This is a genomic window from Brevibacillus fluminis, assembly GCF_003710825.1.
Taxonomy (GTDB): Bacteria; Bacillota; Bacilli; order Brevibacillales; family Brevibacillaceae; genus Brevibacillus_D; species Brevibacillus_D fluminis.
The window spans coordinates 180,410-200,859 of record NZ_RHHQ01000004.1 but is presented as its reverse complement, the minus strand read 5'-3'; the positions used below and the strand labels follow the sequence as shown (position 1 = coordinate 200,859).

The window sequence follows — 20,450 nt, the reverse complement described above, 5'->3', positions numbered from 1 at the left end:
AGGGAGTGTATGGGTATTGGATTTCGTATGGAGAAAGAGTTCTCTTTGCACATGCAACGCTATTTACAGGAAAAAGTGTCTGGCAGTGGAACCGCCGCCAGTGTAGCGATTATAGGCGGAAACAGTGCTGCCGCCGCGGTGGTTGGAAGCAACCCCAATGACGATGCGCCTGTCACCATATATGATCGATTTGGGGTCGCCTCTGTTTCCAAGGTGTATTGCGCCTTGGCGGTGCTGAAGCTTGTGGAACTGGGGAAGCTGGCTCTGGATACTCCCGTTGTGGAATATCTACCTCGTTTCACCATGCGGGATCTTCGGCATCGCAGCATCACACTACGGATGTGCCTGAATCACTCGTCGGGCCTGCCGGGGTCTTACGCCAGAAATGATATTACCGCCCAGTGGCTTTTTTCCAATTGCTATGACGAGCGGTACGACTACTTTTCTAAAGCCTCTCTAAAGGCAGACCCCGGAGCCTTTTCCACTTATTGCAATGATGGGTTCAGCTTGGCTGAGATGGCGGTTGCGGCAGTTTCGGGCAGAGAATACATGGATTTTATAAGGGAATATATAACCACCCCGGCGGGAGCAGGCTCCACAGGCGACGGGAACCCTGCAAACGGATTGAAACAAGCGATCCATATGAAGGACTGCCCCGCGGAATATGTCACGGCGATAGGATCCGGGGGAATCGTAACCAACCTTCTTGATTGCGCCAGAGTGGGGCACCTATTCCTGGATGCTTGTGGTATCCTGGCTGATGAAAGCATCCGGGAGATCGTAAGGCCGCAGGGTATGCTTCTTTCGGAGGATCAGGGACTGGGCTGGGACACGGTGAATTTTTCGCATAAGGAGTTTGATTTTGGGCCCGGCGCGCTGGGCAAGAGAGGGGGGACTGTTCAATATGCCGCTTATCTTCTGGTAAGCAAGGAATATGGATTCTCAGCGGCGATTTCCATCACGTCAGATACACAGCTGGACCCCCTGGACATTCTCTGTGAATTATGCGCCCGCTATATTGAGACGCGGCAAAATCGAACGGTGCGTCGGATGCCGCCGTTGAAGCCGGCAACAGTTCCTTCGCACGAAGTCCATCTGGAGAGGCTTCAAGGCGTTTATATGACGGCAAGCGCCATCTATCGGGTGGCTACGGGCGGGGATTTCATCACGGTCGAACGGTATAAGCGCTGTTCCGGGTGGATGCCCTATATAGAAAAAGCGGCGTGCTTTGGGGATGGGTTTGTATGTGACGACGGGGTGCTGCGCTTTCGGGAGCAGGGGAGCAGGTGCTACCTATTGATCGAGACGGCCTCGGAGACGATGGTGATTGGGCAGAAAGTCAATTTGGAAGAGATCCCCGGGCTGCATGCGAAGTGGGGGAACAGAACGGGGAAAACATATCTGGCATGCAACATGCACCCCGGCGATTACCTGCCTGCAGGTGGACTGATCATTGAGCAATTCGAGGGAAGCGGCCTTCTGCTGTTTCATGGCAGCCCCGATTATACCGTGCCGGTCATTACCCAAAATGACAATGAGACAGGACACATTCTGGATGCTCCCGGATACCCTGGCTCCCACAACATCTTCACGCCCTTTGCATTGGAAAGGACTGGAAGGGAGCTGATTTACAGCGGCGGGTTTGAGTATGTGGATTCGGATATCCTTGAATATCTGAAAAATGGACGCATTGTATCCGACAAGCCTTGCAGGAATCTGGTCTACAAAGTTATAGCGGGGAAAAAACTCCAGATCGCCAAATCCTGTTCCGTGCGTGTCATGATGCTGAACAATGATTTGAGCATCCATTATGATGAGCTTTTTCATCAAAATATGCCCCTTACTTGTGACGGATACATTGTGTTTGCGGGTGTTGAACCGCTGGACATTTCCGTCAGTCTGGAATAAGGACAAGCAGTTGCATCTGGCGCTGTCGAAAGCGGGGCTGTCAATTCCGTCAAAAAGCAACAACAATCGATCGTTGAATATGGTTCGCATCGTGGTTTCTTCGAAAGACCACTGTCTGCCGGCCATTGGACAACGATTCGCTGTTGTTGCTTTTTTTATTCGATTCTTATGAAAAAGCTCAGGCCCAACTGCAAGAAAGGCGATTGCCGATATATGAAGCTTGTTGCATATGCCGAATAAAGTCATAAATTGATCTGATATTTGTTGATTAATTTTCGAAATTATTCTACAATGTGATAAATCAACAATCTATAGATAGCAAAATTATCATTTTAGAATGGAGTTATGAAAAAATGCCTAAGAATAATTTCGAACTACTTTCGGATGAAAAAAAAGAAGCAATCTTTTTATTGGCAAAGGATCTGTTCAGCGAGTATTCGTTCGATGAAATCTCGATGGAAATACTCACCGATAAGCTTTCATTGCCTTCGGCGACATTCTATCGTTATTTCAAAGACAAAGAAGATCTGTTTATCTCGTTTCTGAACTGGTACGGCGACTATGACGAACTGTCGGAAGACTTCATCCGCAATCCGAAAGAAGAGAAAGGCGAAAGATCCCTGGCGGACCGTCGGCTGATTCATACGATACGCAACGCACCGGAAAGCACGCTCCTGAAGCTCTATTTCGGCAAATACAAGGATGCGACAAAAAGTGTCTTTTTAAAGGAACTGCTCAAGCTGAAGTATGGGGGCATGCTGCGTGAAGATATTGACCCGGATTTGATCGCCTACATGTACGGCACTACCATGTACAACCTGCAACTCTATTTTAGGGAGACGGGTCTCAATTCACTGGAGGATGTGGAGCTCTGTTCCGAAATTGCGCGGAATTTCTATCAATCCTTTTTCAGATACGGCATTATGAAGCCTGATTCCGCTGAATGACAAGCACGCCATCCTGGAATTTTAGACTAGCCTTGCCAACTTGCTTCGATGGAAGCCGTTCTAAAATAAGCTGATATGGAGGGCATATTTATGAAAAGATTACTGGCGATCCTGCTATTTCTTGCACTTGTGACAGGCCTGGCCGCGTGCGGCCAGCCAAGCGTCAGCAGAGATACCCTGACCTACATTGCTTTTGCTCCTAGTGATTCGCTGGTTCCATTGGATATCGGCCTTTGCGAGCCCAATGTGATGCATGCGATCTATGAGGGACTTGTAAAGATGGATACCGACGGCAATATTGCCCCAATGTTGGCGAAACGCTGGGACGATTCCGGAGAAAAAACCGTGTTCTACCTGGACCAAAATGCGAAATTCCATGACGGTACCCCAGTGACGGCTGACGACGTCATATTCTCATTGGATTTGTTTTTTAAGGGCACTTATTCCTACGGCTTCAAATCCCGCATCGCTTCCTATGAGAAAAATGACGATCATACCGTTACCCTTTACAAAGCGGCGCCATACGTCAACCTGTTCACGTTCAGCATCGAAAACATCTTTATCATTCCCAAGGCAGTCTATGAAAAAGATCCTGCGGCCTTTGAGAAAGCACCTGTGGGCAGTGGCCCTTACCAGTTTGTCTCGAAGGATAATGACGGGATGATCACGCTTAAAGCCTTCGACGGTTATCACCTCGGTAAAGCCGAGGTGGAGAACATTATTGTTAAACCGCCTGTCGACCCTTCCACTGCCGTGATCGCGATCCAAACCGGCGAGGCCGATATGTTCATGGGCGCGCCTATCAGCCAGCTGTCGGTATTCGACAACGACGACAAGGCTAAGGTGGTTCTGGAGAAAAATTCATGGTCCGCCAACACGCTCCTTCCTCTCAGCAACAGGCTGGCACAGGATCACAATCTTCGCAAAGCGATTTTTCACGCAGTGAATCGTGCAAACGCCGTCGCTCTCGCCAATGAGAATATCGGTGAACCCGCCGTGAACCTGTTCGCTAAACGCCTTATGGGAGAATTTGCGGACAAATCCTATGGCCCGCTATACGACGAGAAGCTGGCAAAGGATTACCTGAGCAAGTCCCACTATGACGGGAGTCCCATTACTATAACAATTTGGCAGGAGACCGCTCTGGCCGAATCCGTCCAAAGCGACCTGAAGAAGATCGGTATCAATGCAAAGATTGAACAGTTGGACGGCAACGCTTGGTTCGACAAGCTCGAGAAAGGTGAACTGGAGTTGACAATTGTGCCGTACGGTGCGTTCTCCGGCACGCTGGAATCCATGCTGATATCCATGAGTAGCACAGGGGCCAATTACGGCGACCATATGGATAAAAATGCGAATTATGATGCTTTAATCAAACAGATGCAGACCGAAACGGACGAGGGGAAACGCAAAGAGTTAATTGGGAAGGCACTTGAAATCCTTTATGAGCGCGCTGATGTTAGTAACCTTTTCGATACACCCTTTGCCTATATCATTAACTCGGATTTTGACTATACCAGTAAGGCAGGCGCCGGAAGCCTATGCCTGTACTTTGGTGATATCAAGCTGAAATCGGGAGAGCAACGGTGAAGCGCATCGAGCTGCCCAGACCTGCTGGGAATTACCAGGTAGGTCTGAGGCACACAACGTATCCCTTCTCTGTTGGGAATATTTCGACGCCGATCTCGCTGACCGTTTACTATCCGGCTGTAGATGGCGCAGGAGCACCGGCTGCTTACGCGTTCCCGCAGGTACTGGAGCCCCTGGGACTCGATCGGGTGGATACCAGATGCGTCAAGGACGCGGCACTTTCAGGGGATGGCCCGTTTCCGCTGCTACTATTCAACCACGGTTACCTGACGTATGAGATGTGCAATACGGTGCTGTGCACCGACCTGGCAAGCTTTGGGTATGTGGTGGCGTCCATCGGGCATACCGGGGAAGCGTCAGTGATGCTGCCTGACGGTACATACATCCCCAAGGAACAGAAGTATATCGATTACGTATTTGAGCCCCAAATGCTCGAAATGGCGGAAAAGCTTCTGAATGAAGTGGCCCGCGTGCAGGAAGGGGCAGATTTTGAAAACGAGCTTGCCGAACTTGCGGCTCAATTTCACGCCATTCACAATGGCAACCTCAACAACAGCGCAGATATTTGGGAGAGACATACACTAACGGCGGCGGAATACCTCGACACCCTGAATGCCGATCCCACCAGCTTCCTGTACCGCGGGGTGGATTTCACCAAAGGAATTGGGCTGGGGGGGCATTCCTTCGGGGGCGCCACGGCGGCGAACTGCTGCGCCGCTTTCGATTTGTTTGCCTGTGGCATCAATATAGACGGCGCACAGCTGGGCGGTAGCTTTGGCAAGGATATCGGCAAACCCTTTATGACGTTCAGCGGAACTGACGGAGGCCGGATCCTTCGGGATATGTATTGGCGAAACTCCGCCGACGCCTATCGGATCAGCATCAATAACGTCGGACATATCGGATTTACCGACCGGGGGATCATCGGGAAGCTTGCTGGAAACGTCTATCCGGATGTTGGGGAAAAAGATCCGGAGCAGGTACGGGCCATCCTCTGCGACCTCCACCTTTCGTTTTTTAAGAAATATCTTTTGGGAGAAAAGATTGAGCTTCAAGCTCCGGATGACGTTGACGTGGAGTTTCAGATGAAACCGGGGCGGAGAGGAGGAGAACTGTCATGCTGAGATACACAGTGGGAAGAATTCTTCACATTATACCGACCTTGATCGTCGTAATTTTCATCATCTTTTTCATTCTCAACGTTGTTCCCGGAAATCCCGGACGCGTTATCCTGGGGAAGGACGCCGATGCGAAAGCGGTCGCGGCGTTGAATCACGATCTTGGGATGGACAGGCCGATGCTGGAACGTTTCGGAACATATTTACTGGACGTGTCAAAGCTTGATTTTGGAAATTCCTACCGCAGCGGGCGGCCCGTCTTTGAGGAAATACTTGCGAAGTTCCCGACGACGCTCACCCTTGCGCTGCTTGCGGTTGTTGCAATGTCCATCATCGGCATTCCCCTAGGAATTGTATCGGCAGTCAAGCAATACAGCGCCCTCGACTACAGCCTGACCGTCACAGCGCTGCTGCTGGCTTCCGTGCCGGGTTTTTTCCTGGCACTTGTGCTCATCCTGATTTTTTCACTGGGGCTCGGCATCCTACCCTCGATGGGAGCTGGCACCCCCCTGCATTATGTGCTGCCGGTCATCACCCTTGCGCTGCCAAACGCGGCTTTTCTGGCCCGGCTGATCCGAACATCCATGCTGGAGACGATGCGGCAGGACTATATCCGCACAGCCAAGGCCAAGGGGGCAGGAAAGCTGCGTGTGATTATGCGCCATGCGCTCAAACCCGCGCTGATGCCGATTATCACCATACTGGGGATGACATTTGCCTGGTTGCTTGGAGGAGCGCTGATTATCGAGATGATCTACGGCCTTCCGGGCATTGGCAATATCATCATCAAAGCCGTGCATATGAAGGATACCCCGGTCATTATGGCCGTCACCATTTTTCTGGCGGTGTTGTATAAGCTGATCATGCTTGCCGTGGATATCATTCAGGCCGTGGTGGATCCGAGACTGAAAAATCGCTTGGGTTGATGCGATATGAATGTCTTCCGGCCTAGCGTGGGCAGGGAGACGAGATTTTTTAAAGTGGAAAGGAATGATCACTGCTATGAAACAGCTCTCAGTAGGAAAGCCGATTTCACCCACCGCAGACATGTGGCATCGGCTCAGGCGCAACAAGTCAGCGATGTTTGGGCTCATTGTAATCGCTGTCATCATCGTTGCCGCGATCATAACGGAGTTTGCCGTCAGCTACAGCACCGTAATCGAAACCAATCCCGCCCAGCGGCTGCTCAGGCCAAGCATTGGGCACCCCTTCGGGACGGATGATATGGGGCGCGATATCCTGGTGCGCGTCCTCTACGGCGCCAGATACAGCTTAGCCTTCGGTATTATCTGCACTATTCTCTCAGTGGTTTTCGGCTCGATCCTGGGAGCAGTGTCTGCGTTTTTCGGCGGAAAAGTGGATGCGGTCATCACCTTTATTCTGGATGCCGTCATCTGTATTCCGGGCATTTTGCTGTCGCTCAGCCTTGTCGCCGTGCTCGGAGTAGGATTCCGCAACCTGATCATCGCAATCACGATTTCGTCCATCCCCAGCTTTGCCAGGATTGTGCGCTCCATCGTGCTCGCCGTTGTGGGTCAGGACTACATTGAAGCAGCGCGGGCCATAGGCGTCTCAAATGCGCGCGCGATTTTTGTGCACGCTCTGCCCAACGCCATCGGGCTGATTATTGTAAACGCCTCCATGAACGTGGCTGGGCTGATCATGGCCGCCGCCGGACTGAGCTTCATCGGGATGGGAATACAGCCGCCGGACCCGGAATGGGGTGCTATGCTGAGCAACGCGCTCAAGTATATGCGCACCAACCCACATATCGTCGTTTTTCCGGGATTGGCCATTGTACTCACAGCAGTCAGTTTCAACCTGTTAGGGGATGGCCTGAGCGAGGCGCTTGATCCCCGGTTGAAGGAATAAGGGGGTGTGGTCGTTGGAGAGTAACAATCTGTTGGAAATCAAGGATCTTAAGGTCGTCTATACCAGCGGCAAAAGTACGGTGCAAGCGGTCAACGGCATCAGCCTGAGCCTTGGCCGCAAGGAAACGTTGGGACTTGTTGGGGAGACCGGCGCTGGCAAGACCACCATCGCATTGTCCATATTGCGACTGCTTCCGGAACGCACTGGTAGGATACTGAACGGCTCCGTCACCTTCGACGGCGTTCCGGTGCTGGAGCTGGGCGAAACGGAGATGCAGGCGATCAGGGGGGGAAGGGTTTCTATGATATTCCAGGACCCTATGACTGCGCTGAATCCCTTCATTCCAATCGGACAGCAAATCGAGGAAGCCCTTTTCCTGCACAATGGCGATAAGCTGGATTCCAAGGCGCTTGGGGAGCGCATCGATGAAATACTAGGGCTGGTTGGTATTCCGCCTGAAAGGAAAAAAGAATACCCCCACCAGTTCAGTGGTGGAATGAAGCAGCGTGTCGTGATTGCAATGGCGCTTGCCTGCTCCCCCGAGCTGCTGATCGCCGACGAGCCCACCACCGCGCTTGACGTCACGATTCAGGCCCAAGTGCTAGCTATGATGGAAGAGCTCAAGCAACGCTTGGATATGAGCATGTTGATGATCACCCACGACCTCGGCATCGTCGCGAAAACCTGCGATAAGGTCGCGGTGATCTATAGCGGGGAGATTGTGGAATATGGCACCTTTGAAGACTTTTTTGTCGGAGAACGCCATCATCCCTATACAGAGGGGCTGTTTGGCAGTATCCCGGATATATACGGAAATGTAAGACGGCTGAGGCCAATTGAGGGCATGCTGCCTGACCCGACAGACCTGCCCGCTGGCTGCAAGTTCCATCCGCGATGCCCACGTTGCATGGATATATGCAAAACCGATTTACCGGTGGCCTACGTCAATGGAACTCATGCTGTAAAATGCCACGTTTTTGCATCGGAGGAGGGATACCATGGGGAATGCTAATCCGATTTTGCTGGAGACAATTGGGCTGCAAAAGTATTTCAATGTGGAAAGCGGCAAGCTTCATGCCGTGGACTCAGTTGACCTGCGGATAAAGGCGGGGAGCACCTTGGGGATCGTGGGTGAATCGGGCTGCGGCAAGACAACACTTGGCCGTACGATCCTCGGGCTTGCACCCGCGACAGGCGGCCAGATCCTTTTTGAAGGACAAGATATCACCAACTGTGACGCCCGCACATACAAGGCGCTGCGCAAAGAGATGCAGATTATCTTTCAGGATCCCTACAGCTCCATCAACCCGCGCCATTCAATCAAGAAAACCATTGCCGAGCCTCTGCTGGTGAACGGGATCATCGGGGACAGGAAGCAAAGGGAGGACCGTGTCCTGGAGCTTATGGAAACCGTTGGGCTGTCCCGGCGGCTCGAAAATAGCTATCCCCACGAGCTGGACGGCGGAAGGCGCCAGCGCGTCGGCATTGCCCGCGCCCTGGCGGTGCAACCCAAATTTATCGTATGCGACGAGCCGGTGAGCGCGCTGGATGTGTCGATCCAGGCGCAGGTGCTCAATCTCCTGATGGATTTGCAGGAGAGCCTGGGCTTGACCTATCTGTTCATCACTCATAACCTGAGCGTTGTGCGCCATATATCAACAGAAATTGCTGTTATGTATCTCGGTCAGTGCATTGAGCGAGCCCCCTCCAGGGAGCTGTTTGAAAATCCGCTACATCCCTATACAAAAGCGCTTATTTCCGCCATACCCGTCGCATCGGCAAAGGCCAGGGAAACACCGACAGAGATTATTAAGGGAGAGCTGACAAGCCCGATTAATCCGAAGCCCGGCTGCAGGTTTGCCACGAGGTGTCCTTATGTGAAAGCTGAGTGTACAGGAAAGGACATCCCGCTGCGCGATATGGGTGGGGAGCATTATGTGTCATGCGTGTTACACGGCGGCGTATAATATGAAGCTTTTGGCAGAATTTTGGATCAGGAGGTGGGGGAGTGCTTGAAGCATATAAGCGAGCGGCAAGGATCTATTCTGCCAACAGAAAAAAACACGTTCTGAACGAGCGCGTAACAGAGCACTGGATCATGGGGAGTCGGGATTTCTGGTTTGCCAAAGACGTACCGACCTGCGATGGGATAGGGACGGAATATATGCGTTACGTGCATGAGGATATGGCTCTGTACAGGCTTTTCGACCATGTGGCATTCGCTGGGGCGCTCGGTGTCTGGTATGAGAATGCGAAGCCATTGGAGTTGCCCGTGACGATCCATCGGGTTGACGGGCAAACCATGTACTTCTCCATAAACGGGGAGAAGGGTGAGTTTTGCTATGAGCTGAAAGGCGGCATTGTCAAAAAGCTGGAATATCCGCTCTATGATCAATATGAAGCAACCTCTCCCGATTTTAGGTATTCAGTCTACACGGACGAGGGCAACATCTTTTGCAGGGACAATTGTGCGGGGAAAACCACACAACTGACCACTGACGGCAGCGATTTGCAGCCCTACGCACGCAGGTACCAAATGATTAGCGAAAAGCTGATCAGCAAAGAGCCGAGGATTTTGCCCCTTGGGTTGAAGTGGTCGCCGGATTCCAAACGCTTTCTGACCTACCGAACGGATACCCGCGGGATCAGTCGGATGCATTTGATACAATCGGAGCCATTGAGCAAAACCCCCGCTCCGGTCGAAGTCAGCTATCCCTACTCCATGCCGGCGGACGCGGAAATCTTGACGGCGCATGTTTATGTGGTAGATGTGGAGAGCAAACGTTTCCGGCCTGTTTTGCTGGATGGACAGCCCCTGACTCTTTTTTCGCAGGCGATGTTCGATGCGAAAAACGACCAGTTGAAATGGACAGAAGATGGCAAGACAGCGTACCTTGTACGCTATGACCGCTACTTTAAGAAAGCGCAGGCTGTCCTGATTGACATGGAAGCCTGTACCGCGCGCATAGCCGCTGAACAGATTTATGAAACCTTCGGATTTACAGAATACTTTGGATTTGCCTCACAGGAGGCATTCAACGATCCGGGGCTTCTTTACCTGCCGGAAAGTGAGGAGCTGATCTGGCTGCTTGAGAGAGACGAATGCGCCTCCCTATTTCTCATTGACGCCGCAGACGGCAGGATCAAGCGCGACCTGACCCCGGGACCTTATACAGCCCGGCGAATGAGGCACTACAATAAGAATTCAAGGACGCTGTATTTTACCGCCTCCGGCCGGGAGTCCGGTATCGATCCATATTATCAGCTTTTATATGCGGTGAATCTCGATAGTGGACAATTGACAAGAATCAGCGAGCAAACCGCCGAACACCTTCCTCGGTTCAGCCCTGACGGGAGCTATTTTATCGACACCTATTCCACCGTTCAAGCTGTGCCTGAAACGTTTGTATGTCGGCCAGACGGTACGCCTATCACAAAGGTTGCCGAAGCGGATATCAGCCGCCTTGTGGAAAAAGGGTACATAGAGCCCGAACCGTTCCGGGTATTGGCCCGGGATGGGGTCACGCCCATCTACGGTATCATTGTTAAGCCCTTCGGCTTTGATCCCAATAAAAAGTATCCAGTTGTGGACTATATTTACGGCGGAAGCCAACGCATCAATACGCCAAAGGCGTTTCAGTTCCACGAGGTTATGGATATGGACCCCATGGGAGGCCTGCAAAGCTTAGCCCAGCTTGGGTTTATCGGCATGATTGTCGATGGCCTGGCAACCCCGCTTCGCAAAAAGGCGATACACGATATGGCCTATGGCAAGCCAGAGGAATGCTGCGGCATCGAGGATCATGTGTGCGCTCTGCGACAGCTTGCGGAGCAATATCGGTGGGTCGACATCGACAGAGTCGGTATATGGGGCAGCTCGGGAGGCGGCTACGCCACAGTGCGTGCAATGCTACAATTTCCCGATTTTTTTAAAGTGGGGGTATCCCTCTGTGGCGACCACGATCAGGCAAAGTACCATACGCATTGGGGTGACCGCTGGGTAGGTCCCTATTCGGAGGTGGCGTATCACAATCAGGCAAACCACAACTTTGCCGGAAATTTGGAGGGGCGCTTGCTGCTGATCCATGGCGATATGGACGACAATGTGCATCCTTCGGCAACCATTCAGCTGGCAGCAGCCCTGATCCGTGAAAACAAGGATTTTGATATGCTGCTCTATCCCAACGGCAGCCACTTCCTCGATCAGCATCCCTATGTCACGCGGCGCAGGTGGGATTATTTTGTTCGTCATTTATTGGGGGAAGAGCCGCCAAGAAATTTTACGATGGAACAAGAGGGCAATTGAAAGAGAAAAACACATGAAATTGATGTGTTTTTATTAGACAAGGAGGCGACGCCCTTATGAAGAGTCCAGGCATTGATGATATCATGCAGTACCGGTTCCTCTCGCAGCTGAAGTTTTCCCCTGCAGGAGGGCAGTCAGCCCATATTGTGTCACAGGCCAAGGATGACAATGGTTACCGACATGAGCTGTGGCTGTGCAGCGCCGACGGCAAGCTGCTTCGGCTGGCTGAGACCGGCAGGCAGAAGCTCTTTGCCTGGGAGGATGCGGATACGCTACTCTTTGCCGCCGAACGCTGCGAAAAGGACCGCGCCCGTAAGGAACGAGGCGAGGTGTTCACCCGCTTCTATCGCCTTTGCATCCATGGCGGTGAGGCGGTATTCGCCTTCGAACTGGGGATGAGCGTCATGGAGATCCGCCCGGTGGAAAAGGGCCACTGGCTGGTGCTGGGGGAATATGATAGGAACCGCCCGGCAGTGGATGGGCTGGAGCCCAACGAAAAGGAGGTGCGGCTCGCCGCGCTGCGCAAAGACCGCGATTACCAGATCATCGACGAGGTTCCCTTCTGGTCCAACGGCCGGGGATTTACAAACGGCCTGCGCCGAGCCCTTTACCTGTACGACGAGGCCGCGAATACGCTTTCGATGGTCAGCGCTGCCTACCAGGAGGTGGAGCTGTATGCCCTTTCGTCCTGCGGGCGGTACATCGCCGGCGCGGGCAGGGAAATGAACGGCATCTACTCTGAGAAGGCCACACTGTGGGAGTATGATCGCGTACTGGGGACGACCACACGGCTTTCCGTTGGGCGATTCCACATCAGGGGCGTGACATACGCTGATGGCGAGCTTCTGTTCAGCGGTGCGGAGGGGGCAGACTATGGGCTCAAGGAAAACGGCGGCTTCTATCGTGTTGACCGGCCAAGCGGCTTTATCCACCTGCTGGCAGGGCACGACGCCACCATCGGCTTGCCGGTGAACAGCGATTGCCGTCTGGGCGGTGGAACAATCCTCAAAGCCCAGGGTGAGCACCTGTATTTTACCTCCCTGCTGGGATATGTGTGTGGCCTTTACCGCATGCATCTGGACAGTGGAACAATCGAGGCGGTGTATGACGAGGCCGGCAGCATGGACTGCTTCGACATCAGCGGCGACACGATCCGCTGCATTTCCTTGGCCGGACAGCGCCTGCAGGAGCTTTATGCACTAGAGGAAGGCGTGTTGGAGCGTCTCTCCGGCTACAATGAGGCGGCGTATGAGAACATATGGCACGCAACGCCGGTACATCACACCATCACGGACCAGGAGGGCTTCGTCTTCGATGGCTGGGCCCTTCTACCGCAGGATTACAGCCCGGAGAAGCGATATCCTGCAATCCTGCACATCCATGGCGGACCCAAGACTGCATTTGGCGATGAATATTTCCACGAGATGCAGGTATGGGCGGCGCAGGGCTACGTCGTTCTCTACTGCAATCCCCGGGGCAGCGACGGCAGGGGAGACGCCTTTGCAGACATTCGGGGAAAATATGGTGGAATCGACTATAAAAATTTGATGCAGTTCCTGGACGAGATGCTGCGGGTCTATCCCGCCATCGACAGCGCGCGCCTCGGCGTGACCGGCGGTTCCTACGGCGGCTTCATGACCAACTGGATCATCGGCCACACCAACCGCTTCCGCTGCGCTTGCTCCCAGCGCTCCATCTCCAATTGGTTCAGCTTCACCTACATCAGCGACATCGGCTACTACTTCGGCACGGATCAGATGCAGGCGGATGCGTGGAAGAATCCCGAAAAGCTGTGGGAGCACTCCCCGCTGAGATATGCGGACAAGGTGAAGACCCCCACGCTGTTCATCCACTCAGACGAGGATTATCGTTGCTGGATTCCGGAGGGCTACCAGATGTACACCGCGCTGCGCCTTCATGGAGTCGAGGCCCGCATGTGCGTCTTCCACGGTGAGAACCACGAGCTGTCCCGCTCGGGCAAGCCGGCCCACCGGCGGCGGCGCATGGTCGAGATACTGCAGTGGATGAACCGCTATCTGAGGGAGAGTGGGGATCAAAATGAACAGGAATGAACTATAACGCGCGGTTTGCGAAGAGAGAGGTCTTTTCCGATTTTAGGGTGATAATAAGCACGGAGGTGAAAGAAGCATGGCACTTGGAAACGAAGAGAAAAATGAAAAACAAGAGATGGGCTATAACGGAAGCAATATGCACGGGTATTCGTTGACAAAAAAAGAACATAAGCTGGACCAATTTGCGGGAAGCGGCACCGTTTCAAGCGAAAAGCAAGGTGAGCGAACCAATGAATTGGGATAATAAGGAATTAAGAAACAAAAACCTTCCTCATAACGACAGAGGAAGGTTTTTTCCAGTGGCAGACACCAGAGGGTAAGGCTGCTATTTCGGACGAATTGACGAAATCAATCAAATCCGTTATCATAAATGCATGCGTATGCATGTAATTTTTTTCGGTTATATAAATGCATGTGCATACATTTGTATGGACGAATACCGCTTGAGAGAAAAAGGAGAGATTTCCATGTTGGATTTATTCACCCCGTATAGCCTCAAAGGATTGGACTTGAAAAATCGCGTCGTGATGCCGCCAATGTGCCAATACTCCGTAACGGAGAAGGATGGGATCGCGAATGATTGGCATTATACACACTATGTTAGCCGAGCAATCGGAGGTACAGGGCTGATCATCATCGAGATGACCGATGTCGAACCGGACGGTCGCATCAGTGACTACGATTTGGGACTGTGGTCAGACGAGCACATCCCGGCCTTGGCTCGTATCGTCGAAGCTTGCCATCGCCATGGTGCGAAAGTGGGCATCCAGATTGCCCATGCAGGGCGCAAAGCAGAAGATGCGGCTGTTCCGGTAGCACCATCCGCTGTGCCATTTGATGAAAAATCGAAGACACCCCGCGCGCTGACGACAGAAGAAGTTCAAGAGATGGTCGAAAAATTCCGTAAAGCGGTGCGTCGCGCGGTGCAAGCGGGTGTGGATACGATCGAGCTTCATGGCGCCCATGGCTACTTGATCCATCAATTCCACTCTCCGTTAACGAATAAGCGGAGCGATGAATACGGAAAAGATTTGACCCAATTCGGCGTGGAAGTCATCCGTGCGGCGAAAAGCGAAATGCCTGTCGAGATGCCGCTGATTATGCGTATTTCTGCAAGGGAGTATGTGGAAGGTGGCTACGGCATTGAAGAAAGTGTAGTGTTCAGCAAAGTCTATAAAGCAGCAGGCGTAGATATGTTCCATGTGAGCGCAGGTGGAGAAGGGCCGATTGCGGCGGCAGGCCGTCCAGGTACGCATGTCGCGTATCAAGTTCCATTGGCGCGAGAAATCAAGCAGCAGCTCGATGTGCCTGTCATCGCGGTAGGCAGATTGGATGAACCAAGCCTTGCTAATGCCGTGATTGGCAACGAAGACGCTGACCTCGTGGCAGTCGGTCGTGCGATGCTCAAAAACCCGTACTGGACGCTGAGTGCTGCCGCGGAACTCAATAAAGAAACGGCGATTCCTAAGCAGTATCAGTTCGGGTTTCCGAAAAAATAAAGGATGAGGGAAGACCCGTGAAAACGGGTTTTTCTTCTTTGTTACAAAGTGACTCGTCCAAAACACACTGCCGTTGCTAAAACTCGTGCAATGGCTGCGCAGATGGTATAATCAACCCAATAGCGTTGTTCGACATGATGTACTTTCGCTTTTACTTATCATGAAGGGAACTTTGCACGATGGGGATCGATTTGAATCATGACCTGATAAACAGTTGGTTTTCCTTTACCAACATCCAAATAAGCGTGGCGAATCAATTGGAGCAAGCCTTGCAGGAACAGCACGGCTTGGCATTGAAAGAATTTTATATGCTGTTATTTTTATCGCAAGCGCCTGAAAAAAAGCTGAAGCTACAACAGCTTGAGTCGATGGTCGGCTTAAGCCAAAGTGCAATGTCACGGCTTGTTGCCCGTTTTGAACACAGAGGCTGCGGTGCGTTGCGCAGATATGCCTGTGAAGAAGACCGACGAAGCGTCTATACTGCGCTAACGGACATTGGGCAGGTAAAGATCGACAATGCCTACCGTACTTTCACGACTGTGTTGACGGCTGCTTTGCCTGTGAACGAGCTACAAACCTTACTGCAAGCGTTGCTGCAACACAAGAAAGAGTGACGAATGTCCTCTAACGGTACTGCGCAAAAGCCCTCATGGCTTATGAGGGCTTTTTTGATTGAAAACAAAGAGCCTTCACATTAGACGAAGGCTCGAGGTTTGTTAGATCAGAATATTGGTTTGACCTTTTGGATTGGAACCGTATTGGTTGTCAGGATGGCTATCTTGGCACAAGAAGACAAGCAAAATGATGGTTCCGATGACAGGGATAAAAGAGATGAGCAGCCACCAGCCGCTGCGACCGGTATCGTGCAATCTGCGAGCACCAACGCCAAGCGATGGCAGCAGGACGATTAGGGTGTAGATTGTCGAAAGGATTTGAGACAGACCGATCAGGTTCTCAATGATTGAGAGTACAATGGAAATGATTGCGCTGATCAGTACGAACATCCAATACTCTTTTCGACGAGCTCTCCCTTGAAAAACGGCATACTGCTTTAGTACTTTTACATACCATTCCACGTAAAACGCACCTCCAAGTTTTTTGAACACTATATATCCTATCACAAAAAAATGGAAAAAATATCTAACTTTAGTTATATTTTTTGATTTTGTTCGACAATACAAATATATCCAAAGTATGAGAATAATAACAGGTCTTTGTGACGGCTAATCTTCTGAAATTGTGGGTAAGTAAGGCTTGTACCTATACGTTTTCGACCAAACTCGCATCCACGCGATGATCTGAAATACCGATATTTCGACAAATAAATCATAATGATTCTTATTTGTATTGACGAAATGAGGCGATAGGCATACAATAACAGTTATAAATCGTAATTATTACGTTTTACATATTTGTTTTCGTAAGGTTATTGATGCTGACAGGAGGAATAATATGAAATCAATTCGCACATTTATCGGCTTAATTGGGATGACCAGCCTTCTTTTTGCAGGATGCTCGGTCCCAAGCGCTTCGGACAACGGCCCTTCGCCGTCCGCACAAACCGAAACGAAGGCGACCGCGGGTGTTGCCGTCGCAACAGAAAACAAGGGTGATCACAAGCTCAAAATCGTTACGACTTTTTATCCGATGTACGACTTTACGAAAAACGTTGCGGGGGATCTCGCCGATGTTTCGGTCTTGATCCCAACTGGGGTGGAGCCGCACGATTGGGAGCCAACGGCGAAGGATATTCAACAGTTGGCGGATGCAGATCTATTTGTCTACAACGGCCTTGTGGAAGGCTGGGTTTCAGATACGATAAAAAGCGTCAACAGCAAAACACTGCAAGTCGTGGAGGCAAGCAAGGGAATGAATCTGATGGAGGGGATCCCCGAGGAAGAAGAGGGCGAACATGCGGATGGTGAGCATGATCATGCGCATGAAAGCAATCTTGATCCGCATGTCTGGCTTGATCCGGTGCTTGCCCAACAAGAAGTAAAGGCGATCGAAGAGACGCTGATGAAGGCGGACCCCGCTCATGCTGATACGTATAAGAAAAATGCGGCGGCATATCTTGAGAAGCTGCAAGCGTTAGACAAATCGTATCGCGATACGATTTCTACAACAAAGCGGAAAGATTTTATGACCCAGCATGCGGCTTTTGGCTATTTGGCGAGACAGTACGGTTTGACGCAAATCCCGATCTCCGGCTTGTCGCCGGATGTAGAGCCATCACCGGCCAAGCTGGTTGAGATCGTGAAGTTTGCAAAGGAACAAAAGGTCAAAACCATCTTTTTTGAAGAGCTGATCTCCCCGAAAATTGCGGAGACAGTAGCGAAAGAAATCGGAGCGAAATCCAATGTGTTGAGTCCAATCGAAGGATTAGCCGACGAGGACAAAGCAAACGGACTTGACTACATTGGGGTCATGGAAAAGAATCTGAAGGCACTCGAAGCAGCGTTGAATGAGTAAAGATGAGAAATAAGCGATTTGGGCACGCAATGAGCGTGTCTTTTTTAACTCCGCCCAAAAAGCTTGCAATAGCCCTGATGAAAGGTTCTTTCGGCGGATTTTTACGAATTGTTCCGTTGCCCAAAACAGTTGCGGAAGTTTTGGTTCCCATCACATAGTAGGGAAAGGAATGAATTGGTAAAATGAGAAAAAAGGAGGCTGGAAATCGATGGGATTGCATGGAGAGAGAGTCGTTATTATCGGGGGAAGCGCAGGGATCGGACTAGCTACCGCTGTGGAAGCGGCAAGGCAAGGAGCAGCTGTCGTGATTGCGGGCCGCTCGGTGGAGAAGCTGGAATTCGCGAAAACGATCATCAACAGTGAAACGCTACAAACGGTCCAGCTGGACAATTCGACGGAGGAAGCAATCGAAGCGTTTTTTGCAAAGATTGGCCCTTTTGATCATTTATTCACGCCTGGGGCTTCTTATCGGCTCGGCCCGATCACGACAGACACCGCAACCGCCGAGAGTAGCTTCAAAGGGAAGTTTTGGCCCCAATATTTTGCAGCCAAGCACGCAATCCCGTATATTTCAAAAACAGGGTCTATCGTCTTGATGTCTGGGGCTTATGGTATGCGACCGCTCAATGCAGGGGCAGCTTATGCCGCTTGCAATGGCGCGATTGAAAGTTTGGGCCGCGCCTTAGCTGTTGAATTGGCGCCTGTCCGCGTCAATGTCGTTTCGCCTGGTACGATTGGCAGGGAGGGCATTACGGATGGGAGACGGCTTGCCCACTTTGAAGAATACAAAAACTTGTCGCTGTTACAGCGGGTCGGCACAGATGAAGAGATTGCCCATTCTGTTCTTTTCTTGATGACCAACCGGTTTACGACAGGCAACATTCTCTTTCCTGATGGCGGCTATACGCTCCGCTAAGGCAACAGCAAGCACCGGATTAGTCCGGTGTTTTTTCTTGTCTAGATTTGCAGGAATGAATGGATCGTTTTTCCTAGGATAAAATACAACGAAAGAAGGGTTGCGTTAGGAGTTAGAGGATTCTGCAAATCAAGGACCAAGGAGAGGGCAAATGGGCTGGTGGCGTTCGAAGCAAGTCAACGAGTTTTTCGCACGGGCTGCCGAACAAAAGAAGGAGACATACGCGCGAGGAGATCGGCAGATAAAACCGCTAACGGCGGATTTGGCAGTAAATCGTCGTTTGATTGAGGAGCGGATTGGCGACAGCTCAGACGTAGTGTTTCGTCCGTTTCATCTGGGAAATACGGATCAACAGGCTTTGATCGTCTATGTTGACGGAATGTCGGATACGAAATTGATTGAGGAAACCATCTTGCAGCCACTGATGATGAATATCCATGCCATCGAGGGTCAGAAGGTGGACAGCGCGTCTTTCACAACTAGCACGTACTTTCACAATCATGTCATCCCGATCATCGATGTGCTGGAAGTCGTCGACGTGAACAACGTGATTGAACAAGTTGTCATCGGCTATACCGCGCTCTTGATTGATGGGGAAGCGTGCTGCATGCTGTTCGGCACGAAAGAAATCCAGGGTCGTAACGTCGATGAGCCAGATACGGAGTCGGTAGTCAGAGGCCCGCGCGTCGGTTTTGTCGAGTCGCTGCGGACGAATATGACGCTCTTGCGCCAGCAAATAACCGATCCGAATTTCACATTCCTCAGCTATCAGATTGGCGAACGAAATACGAAAAGTGTCGTCGTTGCCTATGTGAAGGGAATTGTGGACATCAACCTACTGGAAGAGGTGCAGCAGCGTCTCTCACGGATCAGAATAGACGACGTCCTGGAGTCCGGATATATCGAGCAGTTGATTGAAGATGACCATTTCTCGCCATTTCCCCAAGTGCAAAACACAGAGCGCCCAGATCGTGTGGTTGCGGCCTTGCTGGAAGGACGAGTGGCGATTATGGTGGACGGGACGCCGTTTGTCCTGCTTGTCCCTGTTACCTTGAACATGCTGCTACAATCGCCGGAAGATTACTATACGCGTTGGTTGCCCGCTTCGCTCATGCGTTTTCTACGTTATTTTGCCGCGTTTGCAGCTTTGTTTGTGCCCGCAATCTATATATCGTTCGTCTCTTTTCATCAAGGGCTGATCCCCACCAAGCTCGCGATTGCGATGGCGTCATCGAGGTTGGGAGTGCCATTTCCCTCCTTGTTGGAAGCGTTAATTATGGAAATCACCATCGAAATTTTGCGGGAGGCTGGATTACGACTGCCAAAACCGGTGGGGCAGACAGTCGGTTTGGTAGGGGGGCTTGTAATTGGACAAGCGGCAGTGCAGGCTGGGATCGTGAGTCCTGTGATGGTAATCGTCGTCTCCTTAACGGCCATCTGTTCATTCGCCATTCCCCAGTACGATGCAGGTATTGCCTTGCGCCTGCTGCGCTTCGGTGCCATGTTTTTTGCCGCGGTCTTCGGCTTATATGGGGTCATCATGTTCTTTTTGTTTATCGCCATCCATTTGGTGAAGCTAAAAAGCTTTGGGGTACCGTACACGGCGCCGATCGTTCCCTATGACGTCAGCGACTGGAAGGATACCGTTATCCGGCTGCCTTTCTTCAAAATGAAATTTCGTCCGGAGATTTTACGCGTAGAGGATAAGGTTCGTCGAGGAAAGCGCTGATGCGCGGAAAGGGACGAGCGT

Annotated in this window: 17 protein-coding genes; 16 read left to right on the top strand and 1 reads right to left on the bottom strand. The window is 51.5% G+C overall.

Annotated elements, in window-relative coordinates; all coding sequences use genetic code 11:
- The first annotated feature begins 9 nt into the window (after positions 1–9).
- The 13 genes from EDM56_RS03205 (at position 10) to EDM56_RS03150 (ending at position 15,926) form a co-directional block, all read left to right on the top strand.
- Entirely contained in the window at positions 10–1,908 is a 1,899-nt protein-coding gene (locus EDM56_RS03205; RefSeq protein ID WP_183192278.1) for a serine hydrolase domain-containing protein, read from the top strand.
- Positions 1,909–2,261: 353 nt separating this feature from the next.
- Positions 2,262–2,855: a TetR/AcrR family transcriptional regulator gene (locus EDM56_RS03200; RefSeq protein ID WP_122916437.1), complete on the top strand. Its 594-nt coding sequence runs from the start codon at positions 2,262–2,264 to the stop codon at positions 2,853–2,855.
- A gap of 90 nt (positions 2,856–2,945) precedes the next feature.
- Positions 2,946–4,445, top strand: a complete 1,500-nt coding sequence (locus EDM56_RS03195; protein ID WP_183192277.1) for an ABC transporter substrate-binding protein — start codon at positions 2,946–2,948, stop codon at positions 4,443–4,445.
- Complete coding sequence (locus EDM56_RS03190; protein ID WP_183192276.1) at positions 4,442–5,569, top strand: alpha/beta hydrolase family protein; 1,128 nt, start codon at positions 4,442–4,444, stop codon at positions 5,567–5,569. Before EDM56_RS03195 ends, EDM56_RS03190 begins: the two co-directional genes overlap by 4 nt.
- A complete protein-coding gene (locus EDM56_RS03185; RefSeq protein ID WP_122916434.1) occupies positions 5,563–6,489 on the top strand; it encodes an ABC transporter permease in 927 nt (308 codons plus the stop codon). Before EDM56_RS03190 ends, EDM56_RS03185 begins: the two co-directional genes overlap by 7 nt.
- A gap of 10 nt (positions 6,490–6,499) precedes the next feature.
- Positions 6,500–7,435 (top strand): ABC transporter permease, encoded by a 936-nt coding sequence (locus EDM56_RS03180; RefSeq protein ID WP_221175959.1) that lies wholly within the window; start codon positions 6,500–6,502, stop codon positions 7,433–7,435.
- A gap of 13 nt (positions 7,436–7,448) precedes the next feature.
- Positions 7,449–8,447 (top strand): ABC transporter ATP-binding protein, encoded by a 999-nt coding sequence (locus EDM56_RS03175; RefSeq protein ID WP_122916432.1) that lies wholly within the window; start codon positions 7,449–7,451, stop codon positions 8,445–8,447.
- The gene (locus EDM56_RS03170; RefSeq protein WP_122916431.1) at positions 8,434–9,402 is read left to right on the top strand and encodes an ABC transporter ATP-binding protein; all 969 of its coding nucleotides are present in this window, start codon (positions 8,434–8,436) and stop codon (positions 9,400–9,402) included. The genes EDM56_RS03175 and EDM56_RS03170 overlap by 14 nt, the downstream gene beginning before the upstream one ends.
- Before the next feature lie 41 nt (positions 9,403–9,443).
- The gene (locus EDM56_RS03165) at positions 9,444–11,741 is read left to right on the top strand and encodes a S9 family peptidase (RefSeq protein ID WP_122916430.1); all 2,298 of its coding nucleotides are present in this window, start codon (positions 9,444–9,446) and stop codon (positions 11,739–11,741) included.
- 56 nt (positions 11,742–11,797) lie between these two features.
- The gene (locus EDM56_RS03160) at positions 11,798–13,813 is read left to right on the top strand and encodes an alpha/beta hydrolase family protein (RefSeq protein ID WP_122916429.1); all 2,016 of its coding nucleotides are present in this window, start codon (positions 11,798–11,800) and stop codon (positions 13,811–13,813) included.
- A gap of 76 nt (positions 13,814–13,889) precedes the next feature.
- On the top strand, positions 13,890–14,057 hold the full coding sequence (locus tag EDM56_RS31350) for a hypothetical protein (protein WP_183192275.1): 168 nt from the start codon (positions 13,890–13,892) through the stop codon (positions 14,055–14,057).
- Between the two features lie 223 nt (positions 14,058–14,280).
- On the top strand, positions 14,281–15,312 hold the full coding sequence (locus EDM56_RS03155; RefSeq protein ID WP_122916428.1) for an NADH:flavin oxidoreductase/NADH oxidase: 1,032 nt from the start codon (positions 14,281–14,283) through the stop codon (positions 15,310–15,312).
- A 179-nt stretch (positions 15,313–15,491) separates the two neighbouring features.
- On the top strand, positions 15,492–15,926 hold the full coding sequence (locus tag EDM56_RS03150) for a MarR family winged helix-turn-helix transcriptional regulator (RefSeq protein WP_122916427.1): 435 nt from the start codon (positions 15,492–15,494) through the stop codon (positions 15,924–15,926).
- 102 nt (positions 15,927–16,028) lie between these two features.
- Here EDM56_RS03150 and EDM56_RS03145 read toward each other — a convergent pair whose 3' ends face one another.
- Entirely contained in the window at positions 16,029–16,388 is a 360-nt protein-coding gene (locus EDM56_RS03145) for a DUF805 domain-containing protein (RefSeq protein ID WP_122916426.1), read from the bottom strand.
- Positions 16,389–16,764: 376 nt separating this feature from the next.
- On the opposite strand from EDM56_RS03145, the gene EDM56_RS03140 reads away from it, so the two are divergent.
- From EDM56_RS03140 to EDM56_RS03130, 3 genes are all read left to right on the top strand, one after another.
- Positions 16,765–17,784, top strand: a complete 1,020-nt coding sequence (locus EDM56_RS03140; protein ID WP_122916425.1) for a metal ABC transporter substrate-binding protein — start codon at positions 16,765–16,767, stop codon at positions 17,782–17,784.
- A 208-nt stretch (positions 17,785–17,992) separates the two neighbouring features.
- Positions 17,993–18,700 (top strand): SDR family oxidoreductase, encoded by a 708-nt coding sequence (locus tag EDM56_RS03135; protein ID WP_122916424.1) that lies wholly within the window; start codon positions 17,993–17,995, stop codon positions 18,698–18,700.
- 151 nt (positions 18,701–18,851) lie between these two features.
- Complete coding sequence (locus EDM56_RS03130) at positions 18,852–20,429, top strand: spore germination protein (protein WP_122916423.1); 1,578 nt, start codon at positions 18,852–18,854, stop codon at positions 20,427–20,429.
- The last annotated feature ends 21 nt before the right edge of the window (positions 20,430–20,450 follow it).